The organism is Streptomyces kronopolitis, from assembly GCF_014646275.1.
GTDB lineage: Bacteria > Actinomycetota > Actinomycetes > Streptomycetales > Streptomycetaceae > Streptomyces > Streptomyces kronopolitis.
On sequence record NZ_BMND01000044.1, the window covers coordinates 1 to 22,853 of the forward strand.

Consider the following 22,853-nt stretch of genomic DNA (forward strand, 5'->3'; position numbering starts at 1 on the left):
GCTTCGCTGGACGTCAGGCAGCCAGTCGGTACACTTCCCGCAGTTCAGGGCCAGCGGCCAACACCCGAACGTGCATCAGATGCAATTCCCCGGGGTCGCCCTTGCCCGGGACGCGGCGGTCCGCGGTGTAGTGCGTGCCGAAGGAGATGGCGAGCGCGGCCGCGGCGGCAGCCGGGTGGATCCGGATGCCCAGTGCGCGGGCCCCGAGCCCCGCGACAATCGCCTGGGTGGCCGTGTAGGTGAGGCAGTGGTGCAGACATGCCTTGCGGCCGTCGACGGTGCCGTGAATGCTCGTCACCTTGGTGGCCGGGTCCTCGTAGGTCACCGGAGCCTCGTCGGAGGCGCCCTTCACTCGGGCACAGAAGTCGTTCTGGATCCAGAAGTCGCCGATCGCGCTGGCGGCACGGGTCAGTCCGAGCAGGGCGGCGAAGGTGGCGGGACGATGCATGCTGGAGGTCTCCTGATCTCGATGAAGGTGAGGAGTGGGGTAGCCGGCCCTTTGACGATGCGTGGCCGCCTCGCGGTCTCGACCCGGCCGTTGTGCCGGAGTCGGGTTGTTCAGAACGGGGGTTCGTCCGGCCAGGCCGGGAGGGGCAGGAGCCGGACGCGCAGCTCGCGCCGGTACGCCCAGCATCCGCACGCCTCCATCTCCGGGTTCGCGCCGTCGACCCACCAGCCGCCCGCGCCCTGGCAGTCGGGGCAGGAGCGGCGGGGCTGGGGCTTGAGCTCGATGCGGTGTCGATGGACGTACAGCTCCCAGCGGCTGGCCCGGAGCGCGAGGGCGGCCGCGGTGGCCATGAGTGGTACGGAGGCCGCCAGCAGCAGGGCGGTTCGCCGGGGCATCACCACTCGCGGTAGTGCCGCACCTCGCCGGCGGCGTCGGTGAATGCCTGGGCGATCGTCCTGCGGTAGAGCGGACGGCCGCCGAGGGTGGCGTCGCGGTACCAGGTGGTCACTGTCCAGCCGGCCATGGTTACCGGCTGCGTCTCGTCCGGCAGGATCACGGACGCATTGATGTGCTCCGGGTATGTGCTCTGGGCGAGTCCCTGACGCGATACAAACATGATCGACTCCTTGTCGAGTTAGGGCTGGAGGGCTGCGGTGGTGGCCCACAGGGTGGTCAGGGCGGCGGCGGTGAGGGTGAGCCAGGCGAGGGCGCCGGCCCACAGGCGGTGACCATGCCTCGACGAAGGCCGCAGCAGCAGGGCGGTTCGGCACGCCAGGTGCCCCTCTTTGAAGCGCTCGGCGAGCCGCTGTTTGGCGCCGGGCAGCAGTTGGTGCTACTGGAGCACGATGTGCGGGCACCACCCGGTCGCGTCCGACGTGGGCCCCCGCCCCCGAGTCACGAGCTTCACGGCGATCGGGTGGATCTGTTCTGCGGTCATGTCGACGCTGTCCTGGCCGTACTTCCTCACCAGGGCGTCGGGGCCCGGTCGTTCGTCACGGGCTGGAGGAGCAGGCTGGCGCGAAAGATGGCTTCCTGCTTCGCGCCAGCCTGCATCAATGGATTCCGCTTATTGGTCTGGCTGTCGTGGTGGGGCGCGGCGGGTCCTCAAGTTAAGCGTGGTGTTGGGTCACCCGAGGAAGCGCATGGCCCAGGACAGGAGGGCCAGGACCAAGAGACCGATCATGAGCTGGCGGCCAGTGATCGGTCGTACACCTTCGTCGGGGGAGTCGCCCCCGTGTCGTGCGGCGTTGTGCGCTTCGAGCGCGGCGCCCGGCCCTTCCGGGCCGTGCGGGTACGCGCACTGGCACACGTCACACCAGAACATCGGGGACAAGGGGTCCGCTCCCTTCTTCGGTCGGCCGCCGGTCGGCCGGCGCACGCCCCGGGCCGGGGTCCGGGGCGTCTGCTGGTGGACCGGTAGGCCGCCTACCTGGGCGGTAGGCGGCGGGTAGGTCAGCGGTAGTTATGCCTGGTCAGAGGCTTGGTAGGTCGGTAGTAGGCGGACCAGGTTGGATCCTTGGGTGGGCAGGGGAGTGAAGGACTGGGGGAGGTCCTCGCAGTGCACACCAGGGCGGTTACGGGTGGCCCCGTCCTTATCGGATGCGGGGGCCTTGACCCCATCCCTGATGGGGATCTGGTGGCCCTCCAGGAGGGCCCGCACATCGGCCATGGTGGGGCTCGCTCCCCCCTCCGTCTGGAGGCTCACCCAGAGCTCTCGGAGGTGTACCGCGGTGCCGCTTCCGGTGGGCTTCTTGATGCTCTCGCGCACCCATTCGTAGACCCGGATTCGCTCCCGTTCGGCTTGCTCCTCGGGGGAGAGGACCGCCACTTCCCCACCCTCCGGTTCGGCTTCCACTTCCTCGCTCCCCTGACCTTCTTCGCGATCTTCGGGGGATTCCGCTTCTGCGGCTTCCCCAGCCGCTCCTCTGTCGTGATCTTCGCTGTGGTGATCTTCTTCGTCATCGTCCGGGGCGCCGACGACTCCCCCGACGGTCCAGGCGATCACCACGAAAACGATCACCACAACGCCGGTACCCCGCGCCGCGTCCAGGGGGTGGTCAGCCACCCAGGACGCGGCGCCAGTCGCCAGACTGACCACCGCGGGGACGACGGTCTTCGTTACGAACATGACGGCCATGCCGGCGATCAGGACACCGGCCACGAGCACGTTGCCGGTGTCGGCCTTCTTCGCCGGGGCCTTCTTCTTCGCCGCCCCCTTCTCCTTCGCAGCCGACTTCCGGCCGCGCTTCACCGGGGCCTTCGTCTTCGCGCCGCCGCCAGTGTCCCCCGCGGCGGCCGGGGCCGGGGCAGCTTTCACACCCTTCGGCTTCCGAGCCGCGCGCATGACGAACACCCAGCCGCGCCGGGTCAGGGTCCAGGTGCCGCGGACGATGACCACAGTCCCAATCTTCACGTTGGCCAGGCCGGCACGGTTGAAGACGGAGTACGCGCCCAGCTCAGGCCCGGTCATGAACCGCGGGCGCGGCCCGGCACTGGGCTCGGAGTCCTCGAGGACCTGGGCCCACCAAGCCCGAAGGCGTGACGGCTGAGCCGCCACGCCTTCGTCATCCACCAGGTCGTCGACCGCCACTAGCTCAACAACGTCTGCCAGGCCCTCGTCGTCCTCACCCGGGTCCGGCTTGATCAAGTTCACGGCCATGGTTCAGCCCACGACCGTTCCGGAGATGTTGCTGATCATGTGCGTGAGCGTCGCGAACAGGCCCCCGGCCGCCGTGTACAGGGAGGGGAGCATGAGCGCGACGGCCCCGTTGCGGAGCTTGGACGGCTTGAGCCCGTACACGAGCAGGGACACCACCAGGGCGACGGCGCCCGCACCGAAGTTGGCACCGGTGCCGAAGCTGTTGCGGACCGCCTCGGACAGGCCGCCGCTCATGTCCTGAAGGAACGCGAAGGTTTGGCCGGCCTGGGCGTACAACTGGCCTGTCACGAAGCCGGCGATGATCACGCCTTCGTGACTCAGCTTGACCTTCCAGGCGCCCCGGGCGCCCAGGATCAGGAGGGCCGTCATCACGACCGCGCCGCCAGTGAAGCCGATGGTCCCGAATACCTGATTCACGTCTCTTGTCTGCCTTCTCAGTTGGTGCCGTACAGGAGGAACGCCACGGTGGCCGTGGCGGCGGGAACGTGAGCGGCCCAGACGACGCCCTTCCAGGGCCACTTGCCGCCGTGGTGGCCGACCCAGCCGCGGACGAAGCCGTAAGCGATCTGGCAACCCAGAGCCACGCCGCCACCGACGACCCGCGCAGGGTCGGCCATGGTCAGGGCGGTGATCAGGGCAAGGGAGCTGACGAAGACGACGCCGCCGCCCTTCGTCCCGGCGGCCAGGCCCAGGACGCCGGCGCCCAGGGCGCAGCCGGTCACAGGGATGGCGTACTGGGCGGAGTGGGCCATGAGGTCGGTAAGCCGGTCGTCCCAGCCCAGGCCCCAGCCCATGGCGTACGCGGAGCCGGCAAAGATGATCCGACGGCCGCGGGGGTTGTTGACCAGGCCGCCGTCCTTCAGCCTGCTTACGACAGGGCCGGCGTTCTTGACGGCGGCCGTGAACTGGCCGCCGGTCTTCCCGGCCGGCTCTGCGTCCTTCTCCTCGTTGCCGTCGCCGTCCTGGACGTCGTCGGCGGACTCCGTCTTCAACCACCACCACTTCTTGGCGGGGGCCTCGTCGTCGCCGTCATCGTCGGCCGCGTCGTCGACGGTGTCGACGTCGTCCTGGTCGCCGAGGGCATCCGGCGCGTGGCTGGGCTTCGGCGGCGTGGCCACCGGAGCGGGCGCGGCGGCTGCGGCCGGGATGTTCCCGGTGAAGGTGTCAACGTCCGCGGCGTCATCCCGGTAGACGTCGTTCCACCAGTCCTTCGCCGGCGCGGCCGGGACCGGGGCGGGCGTGGCTGCCGGTGTGGTGTCGGTGTCCGGGCCTGCCACGTCCAAAGACCGGTCGACGTCGGGCATGGGCTCCGCGGCCTCGGGCTCCGGGTCCGGCTCGGCGGCCGGGGCCGGGGCCGGGGCCGGGATCGTCGGCGCGGTCGACGTCGCCAGGACCTCGTCCAGATCCGCCAGGAAGTCGTCGACACCACGGGCCGGGGCCGTCGGCTCGGGCGCCGGGACCTCGTCGACTGTGGGGGAGACGGCTTCGGCCTGATCAGTGCTCATGCCCGCACCCCCCACCGCACGATCGCGCGAGTCATGGCGGTGCGCGCCACGCGCCGGGAGGCCCGGCCGAAGCCGGCGGGGAGCAGTTCCCCGACGGTCTGGCAGACGTCAGCGGGCGACTGGTCCGTGTTGCCGGAGCGGGAAAAGGCAAAAGGGTGCCGCAGCATGGGGATTCACTCCATGTTCTGGGGGCGTACTGAACGTATGGGCGGCGCCGGGGCGTGGCCGGCGGCGAACTCCGTCCCTCGCTCCCCCGGGGCGCCCGGGGGAGATGACCTACCTACCGGCGCCGACTACCGGCTACCGGCGGCCTACTGGCTACGCGGAGCGAGCCGACCAAGGCGTGATCTCAGTCATGACGTGCCTTTTGAGCGGCGCTGTGGGCGCGGCCGTCGATCGCGACCTGCAGGCGGGCCTGCAGGTGGCGCTCGTCGTCGTCGGGCCCGGCCGGGGACGGGAGTATCGGCTCGGCGGGCTTGAAGTCGGGCGGCAGCTGTGTGGGCTGCGCAGGAACGGCGGGGCGGGGCGGGGCGGGGTGGCCGGGCAGCAGGGTCCGGGTGGCCGGCGCGGTGGCTGCGGCGAGGCGGCGCAGGTGCCGCAGGCGGCGGGGGCGGCGGATCAACAGGCAGGCGAACAAGGCGCTCTCCGGGACAGGCAGTGGCGGGCCTGCCCGGCAAGGGCAGGCCCGCGGCGGCGTCGGGTGGTCAGGTGGCGCGGCGGTTCAGCGAGCGGGCCTTGGCACGGGAGCTGGCCATCGGCATGGCGACGCGGAATCCGCAGGTGGTGGCGAAGGGGCACGTCGCGCAGGCCGTGGCGGCCTCGATCCGGGTGGTCAGCGGCGCACGGGCGCTGGCGGCCCGGTCGAACAGGTCCACATCCGCCCTGCACGCGGCCATGCCGGCGCTGGTGGGAGCGACCGTGGCGACCGCGGCGCGTGTGTGGCGGTCGCGGCGTGCCGCCTCGGTTTTGAGGTCCTTGCTCACCGCCGCCACCGGCTCCCGCGGTCCTGACGGGCACGCTCAGCGTCCGCCCACGCCTGACCCTGGCGGTCGGCCGCGGCCGCGCTGCGGTGGTGGCCCTCGCGGCGCCTGCGGGCGGCCCGCTCGGAGGCCGACTCACGGTCGCTGTAGGTCGTCGACGCCAGCTTCTGGTCGTTGCCGACGAGGCCGAAGAACGCCATCAGCGGCCTTCCTTCTTCGGCTTGGGCGTGCCGGGGACCGGCTTGGGCTCCGGCTTGAAGTGGCCGCCGCGGGAGGCCTGGTAGGTCGTCTCGAAGCGGGGGTCGGGCCGGCTTCCGGGCGTGATGGGGATGGGGCGCAGTGGCATGCTGGGTCAGCTCCTTGAATGGGAGAGACCGTGCGGTGGCCGGGCCCTGGAAAGCGGGCCGCCGCACGGTCGATGGAAAGAGGCCGTGCGCCCGGTCAGGCCCTGGAAAGCGGGCCGGGCGCACGGCAGTGGCCGCCTGGCGGCCGTGGCCGGCCCCACCCCGCACCGTGGGGTGCGGTTGGGGCCGACACCGGTCGGCAGGAGAGGTCCGTGTGGGGTTCGCCGAACCGGTCAGTGGTTCGCGGTTCGTAGTTCGCGGTGCGGATGGGTGTGGCCCGTCTCAGGCGAGGACGAGCGACAGGTCCGCGAACCGGTGGGCCGAACAGGTTCGGCCCACCGTCCGGCAACGTGGATGGGTCGCCGTTCGCGGACCGGTTCGGCGTCCCGTCCGCGCTCCCGCCCGGTCCGCGAACGTTGAACGAACTGGTTCGCACGTTCGCCGGACGGGGTTCGCCCAAGCGGTCGAGAGGTTCGCGGACCGGTTCGCTCACGCCTTGGCGTACAGCTCGCGCGCGGCCTTCAGCCGTTCGTAGGCGGTGGTCTTGGCCATCCCGGTTCGCTCCATGACGACGGGCAGGCGAACCTCGTCGTAGCCGAGTTCGCCGATCAGTCCGAGCACTGCTCGAACCTGTTCTTCCTGCTCCATCTGCTGACGCTCGCGCGGCGTGGGGTTCGCGGACCTGGGCGAACCGGGTTCGCTGCCCGCTTCGCGAACCGGTTCGCGCTGCGGGGCCTCCAGTTCGCCCTGCGCGGCCAGTTCGCGAACTTGCCGGGAGGACGGCGCGGCCCCCTCCAGCGGAACCCCGGTGGGGCGAACCGGTTCGTCGAACCGCGTCAGGCTCACCCGGAACGCCGGAACGTGTGTGGGACCGGCCGAACCGGAGATCGGTAGCACCCGGTACGAGGACGGCAGCGGCTGACCGCCGCGCGCCGCCTTCAGGGTGTCCTTGGTGTCCTTGCGAGCCATCTCGGTCTCGGCCGCGGCCCATGCCCGGTCCAGCGTGGTGAGCGAGGCGTCGGTGATCGCCATGGACCACGCCGTAAACGAATGGCGGAAGTAGCGCACCCAGCGGATGGCGCCGATCCGCGGCCGTGCCTTGGCGATCTGTCCCTTGTCGCGCAGCGCCTTGCGGTGCAGGAGGGAGGCGTAGAGCTCCCACAGCACCATGCCGACGATGCTCATTGTGGCGAAGCTGACTGCGGACTGCGTCGCCGCACCGTGCTTGCCACAGTGGTGGGCGTAGTTCATCGCGGCCGCGCCGCCCGCGAAGATCCAGGTGAAGATGCGGTAGAGCAGGCCGGCGTCGCCGGCCTTGCGGGCCTGGTGGTACATCCAGCCGGTGAACGCGGTGGTCAACTCCCAAGCGGCCGCGAAGCCGATGGCGAAGATCGTGGCCCACTTGAACTCGGTCTTGGCGTAGTCCATCTGCGACCACCAGGCCACCGCCATCGGTGCCAGGATCGGACCGGCGACCAGGACCCTGCGGGCCTGATCGGCCGACAGACGCCGGCACCAGGCCGACAGCCGCCCGAGCCGGTCCGACCAGGAAGAGCGGCCCTCGCGTCGCTGGGCCTTGCGCGCGGCGACTGAGTCACGGCGCCGGTTGCGGGCGTTGTGCTTGAGCTCCTTGCGGGCCAGGCGCTGCTCGGTGCGGTCCGTCGCCCGGCGCAGCTCCTCAGCGGCCTGTGCCGCAGCGGCGTCGGCTTCCTGCTGCCGGTCGGCGGCCTCCGCCATCCGTGTCTGGGCCTGCTGCAGGAGTTCCTCGGCCTCCGTCTTGGTGGCGTCCGCGCTCTGCTGGGCGTCCTTGAGCAGCCGGTCGGCCTCGGCCTTCGCGGCCTCGGTGGTGCGCTGAGCGTCCTCGGCCGACTCGGTGCGCTGCCGTTCGGTGTCCTCCTCGGCCAGGCGGCGCAGCCGCCGCACCGTCTCCTGGACCGTCGCCTTCTCCCGCTGGGCGTCCTCGACAACCGTGCGGGCCTGGGCGGTGAGCCGGTCGGCTTCCGCCTGGCCGGCTGTGCGCAGACGCTGCGCCTCGGCCTCGGCCTCGGACCGGATCTCGCCGGCCTGGCTCTCACCCTGCGCACGCAACTGATCGGCGTCGTCGCGCGCCTGGACGCACAGCTCATCGGCCTCGCCCTGCGCCTGGGCCCGGATGGCGTCGGCTTCGCTACGCGATGCGGCCAGATGCTGCTCGGCCTCGGCCCGCAGGCGGCCGGCTTCATCAGCCGCACGAGCCAGGTCAGCGGCCGCATGTGCCTGAGCATCAGAGATCAGCTCCTGCGCCCGGTCAATACCGCGCTGCTCGATCGCCGCCGCAGCACGGGAAGCATGTGCACGATGCCGGGCCGCGGCCGCGCGGGCCGCGGTGACGGTGGCCTTCGCCTCCCGGCGAGCCTGCGCCCGGATTTCCTGCGCGTCCTGCCCCGCATCCTCGGTGGCCGCACGCAGCCGACGACCGGCTTCCTCAGTGGCCTCCGCGAGGAGCTGCCGGGCCTGCGCCTTCGCGTCCCGGCGCACCCGCCGGGACTGGTCGCGGGCCTGCCCGGTCAGTTCCTCGGCGCGCGTTCGGGCCTCGAGGACCAACTCCTCTGCCCGGTCCGTGGCTTGCTGCTGGATCGCAGCAGCGGCACGCTCGGCCCGGCTGCGGTGCCGGGCGGCGGCCGCGCGAGCCGCGACGGTGGTGTCCTTCGCACCACGGAGAGCCTCGTCGTGGATCGCCTGGGCATCGCGAACGGCTTCGGCTCGCACGCCATCGGCTTCGGTGGTGGCTTCGCGCAGCCGACGGCCAGCCTCCTCGACCACCTCGGCCAAGACCTGCCGGGCCCGGGCGCGAGCTGTCCCGGTCATCTCCGCGGCCAGCGCCTGCCCCCGGGCCACGACCTGGGTGGCGTCGCGCCGGGCGGCTTCACCGGCGAGGTCACAGGCGTCGGCGGCCCGGTCCCGGACATCGGCGGCGGTCTCGAACGCGGCGCCGTGCAGGGTGGCGGCGGTCTCGTGCGCCAGGTCCACGATGTCGGCGGCCCGGTCATGGGCGTCCGCGTCACGCTCAACAGCCGTACCGATGAGGACGACCGCGGTCTGCCGGGCACTGTCGATGAGGTCGGCGGTGCGGTCACGGACGTCCGCGGCCTGCGCGTCAGCCTCCGGCCACGCGACGGACGCCACCGGCCTCTGCGGGGCGGCAGGTGCGGACGGGCGCCGCGCCGGCGCCGTTGCCGTCCTCTTTGCGGCGGCGGTCGTCTTCTTCACCGCGTTCTTGTTCTTGGTGGGCGGCTTGTTCTTGGTGCGGGTCGCGGTGCGCGCGGCCATGTGCCCTTTCCTCTCTTCGTACGCGGATGGACGGCTGTCCGGCTCCCCATAGCTCGGCCCCTCCCGCCAGGTGGTGGGAGGGGCCGAGCAGGCAACCGTCAGACACGGCCGGTGTGTTCGGGGGTTGGTCAGTCGCGCTGGGCGGGCAGCTTGCTGCTGTCCTGCACGAGGTGCTGGTGAAGCCAGGCGACGGCGGCCGGGCTCATCGCCCCGGCGTCCGCCTCGGCGAGCGGCGCGGTGTCGACGTCGGCCATCGCGTCGGCCGGCGGGAGCAGCCGCATGTAGTCGGGGTCCACCTCGCCGACAAGACGGTTGGTGCTCAACTCGACGAGGTCGTAGAAGACCTTTCCGGTCTCAGCGTGCCGCCAGACCCGTTCCACCCGGCCGACGAACGTGTGGCCGGGCTGTCCCAGCCAGAACCGGCGGGCATCGCGGTAGAGGACGAAGTCGCCCTGGGTGTAGGTGGTCTGCGGCCGGGTGGCCTTCCCCTGGAGCTGCTGGGGCATGTGATCTCCTCATCTCGGGTGGACCGGCTACAGAGCCGGTGGATCCGGACTGTCCGGCTCCCCACACCGCCCTGCCCGTGCCGTCAACGAGGACCGGTGCGGGCAGGGGGAGGCAGTCGGCAGGCGGGAGGCGTCAGCGGACCCAGCGGCCGTCCTTGATGACCTGGCGGCCGTCCTTGAGCGTGAGGTTGGTGATGAAGGCCGACAGCGTGGTGCCGTCCAGGGCACGCCGGGTGTAGTTGGTTGCCCACAGGTCGTGGCCGTCGCGGTTGCCGAACAGGTGGACCCGGGTGTCGAAGGCGGGCTCCAGCGCGGCAGCGGCGTTCTCGGCCCGCGACTCGCTCGGCAGGACGAGCGTGCCGCACGAGTCGTTGATGCCGATCAAGAAGACATCGCGCAGCTCGAAGCCGCGCACGTCCAGCACGCTGAGCACCGGCTCGGTCGAGCCGTGGGTGTAGACACCGTTCGGATGGGTCTTCACCCAACGGCTCGTGCCAAATCGGCTCATATCAAAGGTCATGGTGACTCCGTGTCAGAAGGGTCGGTCCGGCTGGCTGGCTCTACTTCCGGACGTCCCGCTTGGGCCCGCTCTTGTCGCGCAGATTGATGCGCACCCGTGAAACGGGCTTCTCGGGCTTGTCGGCCGGGCTGGTGCGCTCACCGAGGTTGATGCGCACCCGCGAGACCGGCTTGTCGGTGCTGCGGTCCTTCTTCATGGCGCTCCTTTCGGAGTCCGGGCTGTCCGGCTCCCTTGCGACTCAGCCCGCACCGGCTGGGCAGGGTGCGGGCCGAGCAGGCAACTGGCAGATCGGGACTTCAGCGGGTGAGGTCAGGGGATGCGTGGGCCGTCCGGGTCCCGCAGTCGGACACGGGGCCGAGGCAGGGGAGGGGAAGGGGGCGGGCTGGGCTGGTTGTCCTGAGCCATGTGGATCTGTCCTTCGTGATCGTCAGCCGCGGCCGGCCTACTCGTCGGCCGCCGGGTCGTAGTGGTCGGCGATGGTCAGCGGGGTGATGACGTAGCCGGTGGGCTCCGGAACACCGCCGCGCCCGAAGCAGTTCGCCTCGACGGGGCTGAGCGGGTCGTCCAGGTCGTCCGCGAGCCAGACCGGCAGCGCGCCGGGCTCCTCACGGCGAAGCAGGTCGGTGACGTGCGCGCGAGCCGCCTCGGGAGTGCTGTAGTGCCCCAGCGGCAGGGCCCCGTGGGAGGGTCGGTAGACGGTGACCTCCGGGAGCGCGATGACCTTGTCGGTCTTCTCCCAGGCGGTGCAGTGGGTCTGCACGCCTCGGGCGTCCTGGATGGTGATCGCCCATCCCGCGTCCCAGCCGATCGCCGCGAGAGCGTCCGGGCCGTAGTGGATGCCGGCGACGCGGTAGGTGCTGTCCCAGTACGCGGAGTGGTAGATCCCGCCGATGACGTGCCGGCCGACCTCGGTGGCGAAGACGGCGCGGGCCTCATCAGCGGACAGGCGGGTCCGCCCGGCCGCCTCCGGCTTCGGCTTCTGCGGGGTGTTGGGATGTTCCATGGCAATGTCCCTGTGACGGTGCGGTTCTGGGGTGGAGGTCACGGACCCAGTGACCGGCCTCCCACACGCCCGCCGCCGCCAGCGCGGCGGCGGCGAGCAGCGTGTGGGCCAGCGGGTGGGCGAGTCCGTGACGGATAAGGGCTCGCTCCGCCAGCTGCTGGGCGGCGCGGGCACGGCGTATCGGGTGGTCGGGCACGGGCTCCTGCCGGTGATGTGGTGCGGCCCGCAGCGCGGTGGCCTCGGCCGCTCAAGACGGCTGGCCTTCCGCGCCGCGGGAAGGGCTGCGGTCGCTACTGGCGGCCGGAGCCGTGGCAGGATCCGCAGCTCGCGCGGTAGGTACCGGAGCCGGTGCAGACGGTCTCGCCCTGTCCGGTCCCCTGACAGGAGCCGCAACGGACGGGGGCGGGGGTGGGTGTGCTCATCGGGCCACCTCCGAGCACCGGCAGCGCCAGTAACCGCACAGGCCGCAGGCGTCGTTGAGCAGCTTCAGCAGGTTCCTCATGCCGCGCACCCCGCCCTCAAGGTGTTCTCGGCGGCGCGGGCGGCGATGCGGGCGTCGCCCTCGGCCACCAGGCGCAGCAGCAGCGCGTTCAGACGCTGCTCCGCGCCGGCCGTCTGGGCGCGGCGGGCCTTCCAGGCGTCGAGACGCCGGACGGCGTCCTCGGCCTCGTAGCCGCGGCCCTCGTCCTTCTTCTCGATGTCGTCGATGGTGTCGACGAGACCGCCGGTCACGGCGGGGAAACGTCGTGCGATGCTGTTCGGCATCAGGGTCCTCCGATTCAGGTCCTGGTACTGACAGCCCCCGGTCGCACCCGGGGGCTGTCGCCGTGGAGCGGGCGGTTTGCCCGGCTCCGAGCGGCACGTGGTGCCGCAGTGCCCCGGACCGGACTCGAACCGGTCGTACTGCTCACCTACGGGGCCCGCGATCTTCGCCCTTGTGTCACCGCGCGTTCGAATCACTTATCCGCCCGTGAGGGCGGCATGGGAAAAGGTGCTGCGGAAGCTGATCGCAGTCGATGCTGCGCACGCGGCAGGGCCGGCTTGTCGCTGTTGCCTGTCCCGCATCTCGCCTGCGGGCTGGCGGTCCACATCCCCTGCGGACTGGGCCGGTTGGCCAGAGGACTCACCATGTGGCACCGCTCTGCAGATCTCTTGCTCGGAGGTGCCGGCTAGTCGTAGCGCCGGAATGCTCGCTGTGGAGTTGAGAAGGAACAGTCATCCGGAGATCCACCCACCGCAGTGGTGGGCTTCACTCGGGCGTTGGTGCTGGCGGGGACCGTGTCCGGCTCCCTCATCCGGCGCCGCCCGCGGGGCGGTTCCGGGTGGGGGAGCCGGGTCCGTGAGGACCCGGCAGAGCAGAGCTAGGCCGCGAGCGGCAGGGGCTCGGTGGCCGGCGCGATGCGCAGCTGCGCGGCGTAGGGGAGGAGGACATCGACCAGGCGCTCGCGCACCCGGGCGCCGATCGACGGGTCCGCCACGGCGATGTCCCGCGCGGCATCCCGGCGCGCCCCGAACGCCGCGACCACCTCGGTGCGCGCCTTGGTCTTGCCCGTCGTCACCGCGGCTGCGGCATCCCACCTGGCCAGCTCGTCCGTAGTCACCAGCCCGTACATCTCCAGGGGCGTACCGAACGCGATGTCCAGGTCAACAGGGCCAAAGTCCGGCAGCTCCACGGCTACGGCGTCCAGCAGGGCGAGCGTCTCGGCGTCGAACACTTCGGTGGCGAAGACAGCAGCGGGGCGGCAGGTGATCTTCACGGGATGGGGCTCCTTCCGAGAAAGCACAGGTTAACTAGGCGACATAGATTGACTACTCAATGCCGCCGCGTCGAAGATTTGCATGGAGAGATCCGTCAGGTCAAGCCCCGAAGCCCGCGATCGGCTAGATTGACTACTCATTACTGAAGAGGTAGATATCTTCCATGGCAGTCAGCGGCAGGGCGCGCGCCCTCTACCAGCGCATCGCGGACGGGATCCGCGACCAGATCATGGACGGAACCCTTGGCGCGGGTGCCCGGCTGCCCACTGAGGCTGAGATCGCCAGTAAGTGGAGCACCACCCGGACCACCGCCGTCCAGGGTCTGAAAGTGCTGGTCAATGAAGGTCTGATCGTGAGCGATCGCCCCCGCGGCTACTTCGTCCGCAGCCGGAGGCCGATGGTCTACCGACCGCAGGGCGAGTTCTGGAAGCGCCCGCTGTCCCCCGAGATGGATGCCTTCCTCACGCAGATGTCAGAGGAAGGCCGAGAGGCCAGCCAAAACATCGAGGTCGCTGTCGAGACGCCAGGCAAGCATGTCCGCGAGCGCCTCCAGCTCGGTGAAGACGACCTCGTCGTTGTACGCCGCCGGGTCCGCTTCGTCGACGGCGTGCCCTACAACACGAACGACAGTCACTTTCCTCTCACGCTCGTGCAGAACAGCGAGATCATGCGTCCCGACGACATCGCTCGCGGCGCCAACGCGGTACTGGCCGAGCTGGGCTACGAGCAGGTTCGTGCCCTGGATGAGATCCACGTGCGCATGCCCACCCCGACCGAGGCGGACCGGCTCCAACTCGGCCCAGGAACACCGGTCGCGGTGCACCTGTGCACCGGCTACACCGAGGACGGCAAGCCGGTCCGAACCGTGATGAACGTGCTCCCGGGCGACCGGCACGTCATCACCTACGAGCGCAGCCGCCAACGGTTGGGATCCGAGCCGACGATTCGCCAGGCCAATGAGCAAGACCTCCCCATCGTCGTTGAACTCTGGGAGCACGCCGCATCCTGGCTACGCGAGCGCGGCATCGACCAGTGGCAGTACGCCCCACGCGAAGACCGGATCAAGGCAAACCTCGCCGCCGGCGAGTGCTGGATCGTGGAAGTGGACCGCACTCCCGTCGCCACCATCACCGTGGACGGGCATGCGGATAGTGACTTCTGGGACCGAGACGAGGCCGCCGAAGCCGCCCTCTATGTGCACCGCATGGTCGTGCGCCGTGACGTGGCCGGCCTCGATCTGGGCTCGGCCATGCTCGACTGGGCCAGCAAGCGCGCCGCCGACCAGGGGAAGACCTGGCTGCGCCTGGACGCCTGGCGCAGCAACGACGGCCTGCGGGCGTACTACAGCAACCGCGGCTTCACCCATGTGCGCACAGTCGAAGCGGAAGGCCGGCGCAGCGGTGCGCTGTTCCAGCGTCCCGCTGGACGGGTTCGCGGCGTTGGACCGGAACTCCGGAGTGCCGGTAGACAGACCGGCGACCAAGTCGGTCGCGCTGCTGGGATATGGGCGCACGGCCCGCGATAGGGTGACCCCGACGTTGATCAAAAAGAAGGTGGCCCCGTCAATCGCCCTTGGATAAGGCGAGAGGGGCCACATGGCTGGAGACCTTGTAGGAGGGGTCCTCAGCCTGCCGAGCACCCTTAAGCGTAAGGAAGGTGCCGCGACATGTTCAGGGTACCCGTACCCAGCACCGGACTCACCGCACCCTGCCGTGGTGCCAGCAGCTGCATGTACGGCGGGGTGTTTGTGCTGTCTGGGCACACCTCGACCAGCCCTCGGTGGAGGGGGTCGAGATGACGTAGGAGCTAGGGCGGCTCGACCGCCCGGGACGCTCAGTCATTCCTGGTGTTGGCGCACCTTGACTGGCGTCCCCCGTCACCAGAGGGGTTTGGCAGCCCCTCTGAAGGGAGTGTTCTTCCGGTTGGCCCCGGTCGAACAGTTCGAACTCGGTTCTGGAGAGAACCCGAAGCACCACGAAGGGCTTCGTTGTGCATCCACCGAAGCGGAGCGTTGTCATTTTGCAGCACCGGTCTACCTTTTACCAGCCCGCCCATGCCCCTTTGGCGTGGAATGGGTGTTCTATCCTTCCTCGCCGGTCGGTTTTCGCCACCGGCGCTAGGGGATTTCAGCCAGCCACCAGTGATCGCGACGGGTCGGTTTCCCGCCCTGCAGGACGCGGAACGCGGTCGTCGGCTCGGCCCGCGGGACGGAGCACGTTCGCGTCCGCTGTCCACAGGCAATCCGGTGGACCGTTTCGCATGATCTTTTTTCCGCCCCATGTCACATCAGCGTTTTCAGCGGTCCGCTCTCTGTATGTGACCTGCATGTATGCCCCCCAACCTCTCTCTGCCTCCTGCCCCAGCCTGTCCGCTTCCTCTCGTGGCGACGGCCCGCACGACGGGCTCGGTGGCTTGGCTGAGGGGAGGTGGCTGTGAGCGGGTCGACGATGGCGGTGCGGCCGGCGGGGCCGGTGCCGGTGTGGAGGGCAGCTAGCTGGCTGACGCATACGGAGAAGGTGCGCGGCCGGCTGCGGGGAGCGCTGCATGAGCTGATGAAGCAGCCGGGTCTGGCGGGTGCGCCGGATTCGGTGCGGATGACGACGGTGGCCCTGGCTGCGAGGACGTCGGCAGCGGACCTCACGGTCGACATGACGGCCCGGGAGCTGGGCCGTTGGGTCGGGGTGTCGGCGTCGACCATCGGCCATGAGGTGCGTCCGCATCTGAATCGGGAGAAGGTCGCCGACTCCGAGAACCGGCTGCGGCCTGGCACGCAGGTCATCACCGCCATCCGCTGGCAGCTGCTGCCGCTGCTCGATGCCCGGCACCACCAGCCCGCCGACCACCCTCTGCGGCTGCAGAAGGTGGAGTTCGCGGTCCTGTGGGGGCTGTTGGAGGCGGTGTGCGCTCCGGGCTGGTCCCATGCCGACGGTACGCAGACGCCCCCAGGGCTGCTGGGCACGCGCACCGGCCGGGGCGCTGCGACGGACCGTCTGGCGCTGCTTTTGCTGGTGCTGGAGTCGCGTGCGACGGGTGTGGTGCGGCTGTGCGGCGGTGCGGTCGACGAGCACGGGCGCATGGCGGCCACGATCGCGCGACTGCTGGGCTGCTCGTCGGCTGAGGGTGCTCAGGTCCTGGCCCGGCTGGTGGCCGCGGGCGTGGTGGAGGCCCGGGTGACGCCGGGCGGCCGGGAGCAGCTGGTGATCCCGGCGGTGGAGACGGCATACCGGGAGATGCGCCGATTCCAGCGGGCTCAGGGACGTCCTGGAGGGCTGGTTCCGGGGCCGCGAAAGGGTGCGACAACTGCAGGGGGGGACCAAACCCCGACGCAGACAGCAAAACCGCAGGCCAACATGGGTAGACCGGCCTCGGGAACAGGTTCGGCTTCTGCAGGACTGCACGCTAACCACACACCTATGGCTGATCTGGGGGATGTGGGTGCGGGGGGTAGTGGCTTTTCCGGCCATGGCCGTGGGGGGTCCGGTGATCTGCCGGGACGCGCATGCGCACGCGAGGACCAGGCCGCAGACACCGACACCACCGCTGCGCCCGTGCCGGTGACCGGTGGCGGGGACGGCCCGCTGCGCGGGGAAATGCCGAAGACTCCCCCCACCATCCCGATGCAGCCAGAAGGTCAGGAGCAGGCTGCGGGCGACGCCGGCGCCGGTTCTGGGCTGGACGCCGCCGCTGAGCTGCTCGCTGGCATGGGCAGGTGTCACAGCGGCGAGCTGCGGGGGAGGGTTCCCCGGCCGCGTCATGAACTGCAGGTAGCTCTTGCTCCGGTCGAGGCTCTGTGGGACCGGCTGGAGTGGGACAGCACCCGCCGCCTGGTGGAGAAGGCGGCTCGCCGCGAGCTTCGCCGGGCGGCGACCTGGGTGGGCGAAGACCGCGCCGGGCACTACCTCGCCCGGCGGCTGACGCGCCGTCTGACCGCCCAGCCCGGCCGCGCCTCCGGCGTCAACGACCCGGTGGGCTGGCTGCTCGGCCGGGGCCTGCCGCGCCTGAGCCCCTGCACCGACCAGCGGTGCGACGACGGCACCCTGATGCACTCCGGCGCCGACTGCGAGCGCTGCGAGGACCAGGTCCTCGACCTCCGCGCCCGCCGCCGCCGCGTCGCCGCCCAGGTCCAGGCCCAGCTGCCCGACGCCACCTCCGAACAGCAGCATGCCGCGTTCGAGGACCAGCTGCGCGCCGCGGTGGACGCCGATGCCGCGCGGTTCGAGGAGCGCCGCCGCGAGCAGGCAGCCAAGGACGCAGCGGCGGACGCGAAGGCCGCCGCGGCCCGCGCCCAGCAGAAGGCTGACGAAGCCGCGCGGCGGGCGATGCCGTGCGCACAGTGCGGCGAACCCGAAACCGGCGGGCTGTGCGGGACATGCTGGGGCTGGGAGGAGACCGAAAGACTCCTCACCGAGGCCACGACGCTCGTGGCCGCGGGATGCGGCGAACCCGACGACCCCGAGCTGACCCAGGTGCTCGCCGACATGGCCGAGGCCGAGGCCCGCACCCGCATCCAGGACGCCTGCGCCCAGACCGACGCCGCAGGTGCCACCGACAGCATGATCGCGCTGGCCGCGAAGCTGAAAGCCCAGGAAATCGTCCGCGAATACCGCACCACCGCACTGCGCACGCTCGGCTGCAGCCTCCAGGCCGACGCCGAGGCCCGCAACGCCCACGCAGCGCAGATGCGCCGCCGCCACCTTCACCCCTCGGCCGAGGCCGCCGAACAGGCTGCGGAACAGGCTGCGGAACAGGCCGCCGAACAGGCCCGCCGCCGCACCGCTGAGTACCTGCTGACCCAGCGCAGCAGCGCCTGGCTCACCGCGCACCCCCCGGTGCCGGTGGAACGGGCCTCCGACGGCCAGCCCACGGTCTACGAAACCGGCGCCGCCCAGGCCCGCGCCGCCGTGGCCGCCCGCTGCGCCCAGGACAACCACACCGACCAGCGAGTGGCCGCCCGGCCCGGCAGGCGCCTGCTGCGCCCGGAGCCCGACGCGCTGCAGGCCGCAGCCGCGGAGGACGCAACCGCGCGGCTGCGGGCGCAGATCGCCGCCGAAATGCCCGGCCTGGCAGCCATTACCGCCACCCACCACGGAACCACCTACGACATGCCCTCCGCCTCCGAGGCGGGGCAGCGCTCATGACCTGCCAGACCGCGCGCTTTCCTGTCGCAGCCCTCCGACCGGCCGATACCAACACGGTCAGCGCGCTGTCGCGCTGGAGAAGCCAGCCGTCCTGGACGGCCAAACCATCAGCACTGCTGTACAGGTTGCTGTACAGTCGGGGTATGTCGAAGCCAGTGACGATCCGAGTCGATGACCAGCTGCATGCCTTGCTCAAGGAACGTGCGGAGGCCGAGGGAACCACGGTGACTGCACTCATCGCCCGCGCCGCGCATGACGCGGTCCGCGACCCTCGCCTCGAAGGCGCCGCTGAAGTCTTCCGCGCCTTCGTCAACGACAATGCCGACGCGTTCGACGCCGCCTTCCCCGAGGACGCCCCGTCCCGGCTGGACGCACCGGGGCGGGCCGCCTGACGTGGAGCTCTACGTCGACATCCGCTGGCTCCTGGAGCGCCAGGCGGAGGTCCTCCCCAAGCATCCGCACATCCACGACTTCACGAGCCTGGTGGCTGCCGTCGGACGCCACCGCGTCAACACCCCCAGAGTCGGCGCCACCGTCGACAACTCCTGGCGCGCCGCCGTCCTGATGCACACCGTCATCCGGCTGCGCCCCCTGCCCGCTCGCAACGCTCTGTTCGGCGCGGGCCTGGTCGTGGCGTACATGGACGCCGCCGGCGAAGGCATCGACGCGCCCTACGGCGCGCTCATCGACCTCGCCCGAGACATCGACGCCGGCCGGTCCGCCGCGTACGACGCAGCCGACCGCATCCGTTCCTGGCGGATCTGACCACCACCTCGCGCCCCTGGGCGCGGAACGCACCCGCGGAGGCTCTTGCCGGATCGGCCATCGGCCACGGGCTCGGTGGCCGCGCGGCTGACCGCCCACGGCCCACTCCTGCGGGGCCACTTGGTATGTTCCGTGACCGATCGGCCGGCCGCGGCTACTGTGCCGGTCTCTGTGCTGGCCGATCGACTGGGGGACCTGTGACCACCGCACCACCACTCACCACCCGGGCGGCGCTCCTGGCCGCCGTCGCGCTGTTCGCGCTGACCGCCTGCGGCGGCGGCTCGGACAGCAAACCGGCCACCCCCGACCGGCCATCGGCCACCGCGCCGCCGGCCGACCCGCAGGCGGCCGATACAAACGCGCGGTGCTCACCGCCTATCGGGCGCTGTGGGAGGCGCGCACCCGCACCTACGCCAAGGCCGAGCTGGACCCGGCGGTAGCCCGCCACGCGGCGAACACGGCCCTGTCGAACGTCAAGCTGACGCTGGCCTACTACCAGGACCACGGCACGGTGATGCGCGGCACGCCGCGCATCGCGCCGAAGGTGACTGCGGTGAACACCACCGCCAAGCCGGCGAAGGCGGTGCTCACCGACTGCGTGGACACCCGCGACTACACCGAGGTCAACCGCAAGACCGGCAAGAAGGTGCCGGTGGGCGACGGCCCGCGCCGCCACGTCTACAACGCCACCGCCGTCCGGGTCGACGGCTCCTGGCGGATCTGGACGACGACGATCGAGCGGGACCGGACATGCTGACTCGCCGCCGCATGCGGATGCTCACGGTCCTGGCCGCTGCCACGGCGGCCGCGCTGCTGACGCCGGCGCCTTTGGCGGCCGCGGACGGCGATGGGGATGGCTCGGTGAGCTGCCCGCCTGACCGGCTGGACTGCGACCTGACGGCCAAGGACCCGGCGCCCGCCCCGGCCGGGAAGGCCGGTGTCCACCCCGGCAAGCAGCCCGGCCGCGTGCCGGGCTGCGCTATCGACGGCAAGGCGGTGCCGTGCCACCGGGACGGGATGGGGACGTTCAACAGCGCGGACGCCTGCTACTGGGCGCCGATGAAACCGCAGCCAGCCAAGGACGATCCGGTGTGGAAGATCGCCAATGGCATCCCCGACGACTTCAAGCCCGGCGACACGGGCGCCCTGTATGAGGTGTCCTGTCCCGGCGCGGGACGGGAGCTGATGGGCGGGGTCACCTTCGCTGCCGCGCCCCCGAGCGCGAAGGGGCCCGACCTCCAGGCGCTCGCCCGCAAGGCAATCAGCAAGATGCGGCTGGACGGGCCGGACATCGCCAGCCCTCGCCCGACGGGCCGGTACGTCGTGGGGATGCCCATGTGGATGTGGGCGCGCAAGGGCCCGGCCACTTACGGGCCGGCCACCACCACCGCCACCGCCGGAGCGGTGACCGTCACCGCGACGGCCACCGTCTCGCAGGTCCGTTGGGACATGGGCGACGGCTCCACCGTCACCTGCTCCGGTGCCGGCACCCCCTACCGGCCGGAGTTCGGCAAACAACGGTCGCCGGACTGCGGGCACCTCTACCGGCACCCCTCCAACGACCAGCCCACCCACCGCTACCGGGTGCGGGCCACCGCCACCTGGACCGTGCACTGGACCGGCGCCGGGCAGGCCGGAGACCTCACCACCACCCGCGCCTCGACCGTCACGACCGCGGTAGGCGAGGCCCAGGTCCTCAACTGACCAACGTTGCCCTGCTGCACCCCCGGACGAGGCGTGAGCTGGCGCTGACGCACTTCAGCAGACCTTCCTCAACGCCACCATCGCCCGGCGCAACCCCTGACCTCAAGCCGACTCGGAAGCGGATGGCCAGGCCAGGCGGACCTCGTGGCCCCGGCAATCTGCCGACCGTCGTCCTCAGCAGGTCCCGGCCGAGCCCTGCCCGCCGGTCTTCCTGACGACATGCGGTCGCGGGGCCCGGTGCGCCTGCGCCGATACAGTCGTGCGGGGTGGCCGAAGCCAGCCTCATTGGCTCCGGCCACCCCGCATCTTGCTTGAGGTGCCCTGGGTTCAGGCGACGTCCTCGTACCCGCTCGGCAGGACGAGCTTGAGGTAGTTCTCCAGGGTGGTCTCGTCCAGGGTGCTGTCCCTGTCCAGGGCCCGCTGCAAAGCCCTGCCGGTAACCGCGGCTGGCACGTCGTGACGGTCGTTCATGTCACGCAGGATGGCACCGATCGCGCTTTGCGCGGTGTCGGGGTGGTGGCGGATGAGCCAGTCGAGCATCGTGGCCACCGGCTGGGTCAGAGTGAGGTCCCAGGAGGTGACCTCTTCGTCCTTGTCGCGCAGGTTCAGGCCCTCTCCGTAGAGGTCGAGGACGGCGTGGCGCACGGTGGTACTGATCATGCCGGGGGGCAGGATGCGATCCAGGCTGAGTGCGACGGTCCACGCGAGATCGTCGGCGACCTCGCGGACGGCCTGGTCGTTGCGGTGGCGCAGTACCCACCGCTTCCTGATGTCCGGGCGCGCCCACAGGGTGTCGTGGAAGTCCTTGGCGAACCGGTCGCGCACTGCATGGGCGCCCTGGGACAGGTTGTCGTAGTCCTGGCCGGCGAGTGCTTCGCGCACCCCCTCCGACGAGCGGCGCCGTGCCTCGGCCCAGTCGGCCGCAACGGACTTCGACCACATGGAACGGCCCGAGACGTTCGCCTGCGGCTGGGGAACGCTGTTTTCCTGACGGGAGATGTAACCGCGCAGGGTCGAGGCGGTGATGCCAGCGAGCGCAGACATCTCCGGTACCCCGATGAGCTGGTCGCCGGACAGCTCAGGGCTGGCCACGCTCACGACGCACTTGCCCAGGGGCAGCGCGTTGTCCTGCTGCGCGTGGTGCTCGGCCCACAGGGCCAGGTGGTCGGCCCAGGTGTCCGGTGCGCCAGCCTCGGGGTCGAAGGTGGCGACCTTGCCCAGGTGGGCGTGGGAGGGATCGCCGGTGCCGTCCAGGAGGTCGGCGGCGCTGACAGAGAGGGCGGCCTTGGCCTTGCGGTGTTCCAGGCGCTCGGCGACCGGGTCCCAGACCTGACCGGGCCGGAACCAGGTGGTGCCGTCCCACCAGTAGCCGCCGGCGCGGAATAGCAACGGGTTGCCCCACCATTCGCTGTGCAGCGGTGAGAGGTACTTGTCGGGCATCAGCAGCACGGTGCGGCCGTGCTCGGGGTGGAAGCGCACCGACCAGCCGAGGTCGGTGCGCAGAGGGTCGGTGGTGAAGGCCAGCCAACCGCCGTTGCCGCGGCGGACCTTGTCGAAGCGGCCCCACATGCCCTCGGCGACGCCGCGGCCGACGGCCTCGATGGCCTCCGGTCCGTCGTCGAGGGGGATGTGGGAGTCGTCGACGAACGGCAGGCCGGGGACCGGGTGGTCGGTGCGAATGCCGTTCGCGAGCGGGAGATGGAAGCGAGACAAGGTGCTGTAACCCTTCTCGTAGGAGAGTGCTGTGAATCAAGTACAGCACTTAGGTTCCTCTATGGTGCAGCACTGACGGACGCTTGGCGCAGCGCTATCCGGCCGACTTCCCACGAAGAGGGCTTCGGACGGGGCCACGGGGCGCGCGGTGGTCGTGCTCGCCTGGCCCCATAACCTGGAGGAAAGCGCCGGGAGTCGTGGGCTCCCGGAAGACGTGGGGCCAGGTGGCCCGGGGTGTACCGGGAGCCTGGCCTGGCGCATGTCCCCAACGCCGCAGGTCGCTGGGCAGCGAAGTTCCCGGAATTGTCCCTGGCAGCCCTCATCTTGGCGGGGCAGGCCACACCCCCGGGGTTCAGGTGAATCGTGCCGAACAGCCCGCGAACGCCCGGCCCGGACACCCCTGGCGCGCCCAGAGGTTGATGCGCTGCAGGCCGCCGCCGACGCCGAGGAGACCGCTCGGCTGCGAGCGCAGATCGCCGCCGAGATGCCCGATCTGCCGCC

At 70.9% G+C, this 22,853-nt stretch carries 24 protein-coding genes; 6 read left to right on the top strand and 18 right to left on the bottom strand.

Annotation, left to right across the window (positions count from 1 at the left end; translation table 11 throughout):
* Positions 1–13 precede the first annotated feature (13 nt).
* The 17 genes from IEY78_RS29950 to IEY78_RS30030 all read right to left on the bottom strand — a co-directional run bounded on the left by IEY78_RS29950 (position 14) and on the right by IEY78_RS30030 (position 13,031).
* Positions 14–448: a hypothetical protein gene (locus IEY78_RS29950; protein WP_229700255.1), complete on the bottom strand. Its 435-nt coding sequence runs from the start codon at positions 446–448 to the stop codon at positions 14–16.
* A gap of 110 nt (positions 449–558) precedes the next feature.
* Positions 559–843, bottom strand: a complete 285-nt coding sequence (locus IEY78_RS29955) for a hypothetical protein (protein WP_189103605.1) — start codon at positions 841–843, stop codon at positions 559–561.
* Positions 843–1,064 carry a hypothetical protein gene (locus IEY78_RS29960; RefSeq protein ID WP_189103606.1) on the bottom strand — a complete coding sequence of 74 codons (222 nt, stop codon included), beginning with the start codon at positions 1,062–1,064 and terminating at the stop codon, positions 843–845. Before IEY78_RS29960 ends, IEY78_RS29955 begins: the two co-directional genes overlap by 1 nt.
* A gap of 846 nt (positions 1,065–1,910) precedes the next feature.
* Positions 1,911–3,107, bottom strand: a complete 1,197-nt coding sequence (locus tag IEY78_RS29965) for a hypothetical protein (protein ID WP_189103607.1) — start codon at positions 3,105–3,107, stop codon at positions 1,911–1,913.
* Between the two features lie 3 nt (positions 3,108–3,110).
* Positions 3,111–3,524, bottom strand: a complete 414-nt coding sequence (locus IEY78_RS29970; RefSeq protein ID WP_189103609.1) for a hypothetical protein — start codon at positions 3,522–3,524, stop codon at positions 3,111–3,113.
* A 17-nt stretch (positions 3,525–3,541) separates the two neighbouring features.
* Positions 3,542–4,612, bottom strand: a complete 1,071-nt coding sequence (locus IEY78_RS29975) for a hypothetical protein (RefSeq protein WP_189103611.1) — start codon at positions 4,610–4,612, stop codon at positions 3,542–3,544.
* Positions 4,613–4,961: 349 nt separating this feature from the next.
* A complete protein-coding gene (locus tag IEY78_RS29980) occupies positions 4,962–5,249 on the bottom strand; it encodes a hypothetical protein (protein WP_189103613.1) in 288 nt (95 codons plus the stop codon).
* Between the two features lie 67 nt (positions 5,250–5,316).
* The gene (locus IEY78_RS29985; RefSeq protein WP_229700256.1) at positions 5,317–5,595 is read right to left on the bottom strand and encodes a hypothetical protein; all 279 of its coding nucleotides are present in this window, start codon (positions 5,593–5,595) and stop codon (positions 5,317–5,319) included.
* On the bottom strand, positions 5,592–5,792 hold the full coding sequence (locus tag IEY78_RS29990; RefSeq protein WP_189103617.1) for a hypothetical protein: 201 nt from the start codon (positions 5,790–5,792) through the stop codon (positions 5,592–5,594). Before IEY78_RS29990 ends, IEY78_RS29985 begins: the two co-directional genes overlap by 4 nt.
* On the bottom strand, positions 5,792–5,938 hold the full coding sequence (locus tag IEY78_RS29995) for a hypothetical protein (protein ID WP_189103619.1): 147 nt from the start codon (positions 5,936–5,938) through the stop codon (positions 5,792–5,794). Before IEY78_RS29995 ends, IEY78_RS29990 begins: the two co-directional genes overlap by 1 nt.
* A 487-nt stretch (positions 5,939–6,425) precedes the next feature.
* A complete protein-coding gene (locus tag IEY78_RS30000) occupies positions 6,426–9,245 on the bottom strand; it encodes a hypothetical protein (protein WP_189103621.1) in 2,820 nt (939 codons plus the stop codon).
* Positions 9,246–9,373: 128 nt separating this feature from the next.
* The gene (locus IEY78_RS30005) at positions 9,374–9,751 is read right to left on the bottom strand and encodes a hypothetical protein (RefSeq protein WP_189103623.1); all 378 of its coding nucleotides are present in this window, start codon (positions 9,749–9,751) and stop codon (positions 9,374–9,376) included.
* A gap of 133 nt (positions 9,752–9,884) precedes the next feature.
* Positions 9,885–10,232 carry a hypothetical protein gene (locus tag IEY78_RS30010; protein WP_189103625.1) on the bottom strand — a complete coding sequence of 116 codons (348 nt, stop codon included), beginning with the start codon at positions 10,230–10,232 and terminating at the stop codon, positions 9,885–9,887.
* A 79-nt stretch (positions 10,233–10,311) separates the two neighbouring features.
* Complete coding sequence (locus IEY78_RS30015; protein ID WP_189103627.1) at positions 10,312–10,467, bottom strand: hypothetical protein; 156 nt, start codon at positions 10,465–10,467, stop codon at positions 10,312–10,314.
* Between the two features lie 246 nt (positions 10,468–10,713).
* On the bottom strand, positions 10,714–11,274 hold the full coding sequence (locus IEY78_RS30020) for a hypothetical protein (protein ID WP_189103628.1): 561 nt from the start codon (positions 11,272–11,274) through the stop codon (positions 10,714–10,716).
* A gap of 498 nt (positions 11,275–11,772) precedes the next feature.
* A complete protein-coding gene (locus IEY78_RS30025) occupies positions 11,773–12,039 on the bottom strand; it encodes a hypothetical protein (protein ID WP_189103630.1) in 267 nt (88 codons plus the stop codon).
* 596 nt (positions 12,040–12,635) lie between these two features.
* Positions 12,636–13,031, bottom strand: a complete 396-nt coding sequence (locus IEY78_RS30030; protein WP_229700257.1) for a hypothetical protein — start codon at positions 13,029–13,031, stop codon at positions 12,636–12,638.
* A gap of 164 nt (positions 13,032–13,195) precedes the next feature.
* Here IEY78_RS30030 and IEY78_RS30035 point away from each other — a divergent pair, with 164 nt between their 5' ends.
* The 6 genes from IEY78_RS30035 to IEY78_RS30060 all read left to right on the top strand — a co-directional run bounded on the left by IEY78_RS30035 (position 13,196) and on the right by IEY78_RS30060 (position 20,639).
* Entirely contained in the window at positions 13,196–14,557 is a 1,362-nt protein-coding gene (locus IEY78_RS30035) for a GNAT family N-acetyltransferase (RefSeq protein WP_189103632.1), read from the top strand.
* Between the two features lie 907 nt (positions 14,558–15,464).
* The gene (locus IEY78_RS30040) at positions 15,465–18,170 is read left to right on the top strand and encodes a hypothetical protein (RefSeq protein ID WP_189103635.1); all 2,706 of its coding nucleotides are present in this window, start codon (positions 15,465–15,467) and stop codon (positions 18,168–18,170) included.
* A gap of 143 nt (positions 18,171–18,313) precedes the next feature.
* The gene (locus IEY78_RS30045) at positions 18,314–18,562 is read left to right on the top strand and encodes a ribbon-helix-helix protein, CopG family (protein ID WP_189103637.1); all 249 of its coding nucleotides are present in this window, start codon (positions 18,314–18,316) and stop codon (positions 18,560–18,562) included.
* Position 18,563: 1 nt separating this feature from the next.
* A complete protein-coding gene (locus IEY78_RS30050) occupies positions 18,564–18,935 on the top strand; it encodes a toxin Doc (RefSeq protein ID WP_189103639.1) in 372 nt (123 codons plus the stop codon).
* A 364-nt stretch (positions 18,936–19,299) separates the two neighbouring features.
* Positions 19,300–19,692: a hypothetical protein gene (locus tag IEY78_RS30055; RefSeq protein WP_189103641.1), complete on the top strand. Its 393-nt coding sequence runs from the start codon at positions 19,300–19,302 to the stop codon at positions 19,690–19,692.
* Complete coding sequence (locus IEY78_RS30060) at positions 19,686–20,639, top strand: hypothetical protein (RefSeq protein WP_189103642.1); 954 nt, start codon at positions 19,686–19,688, stop codon at positions 20,637–20,639. Before IEY78_RS30055 ends, IEY78_RS30060 begins: the two co-directional genes overlap by 7 nt.
* Before the next feature lie 327 nt (positions 20,640–20,966).
* Here the strand turns inward: IEY78_RS30060 and IEY78_RS30065 are convergent, their stop codons facing one another.
* Positions 20,967–22,352 carry a hypothetical protein gene (locus IEY78_RS30065; RefSeq protein ID WP_189103644.1) on the bottom strand — a complete coding sequence of 462 codons (1,386 nt, stop codon included), beginning with the start codon at positions 22,350–22,352 and terminating at the stop codon, positions 20,967–20,969.
* Between the last annotated feature and the right edge of the window lie 501 nt (positions 22,353–22,853).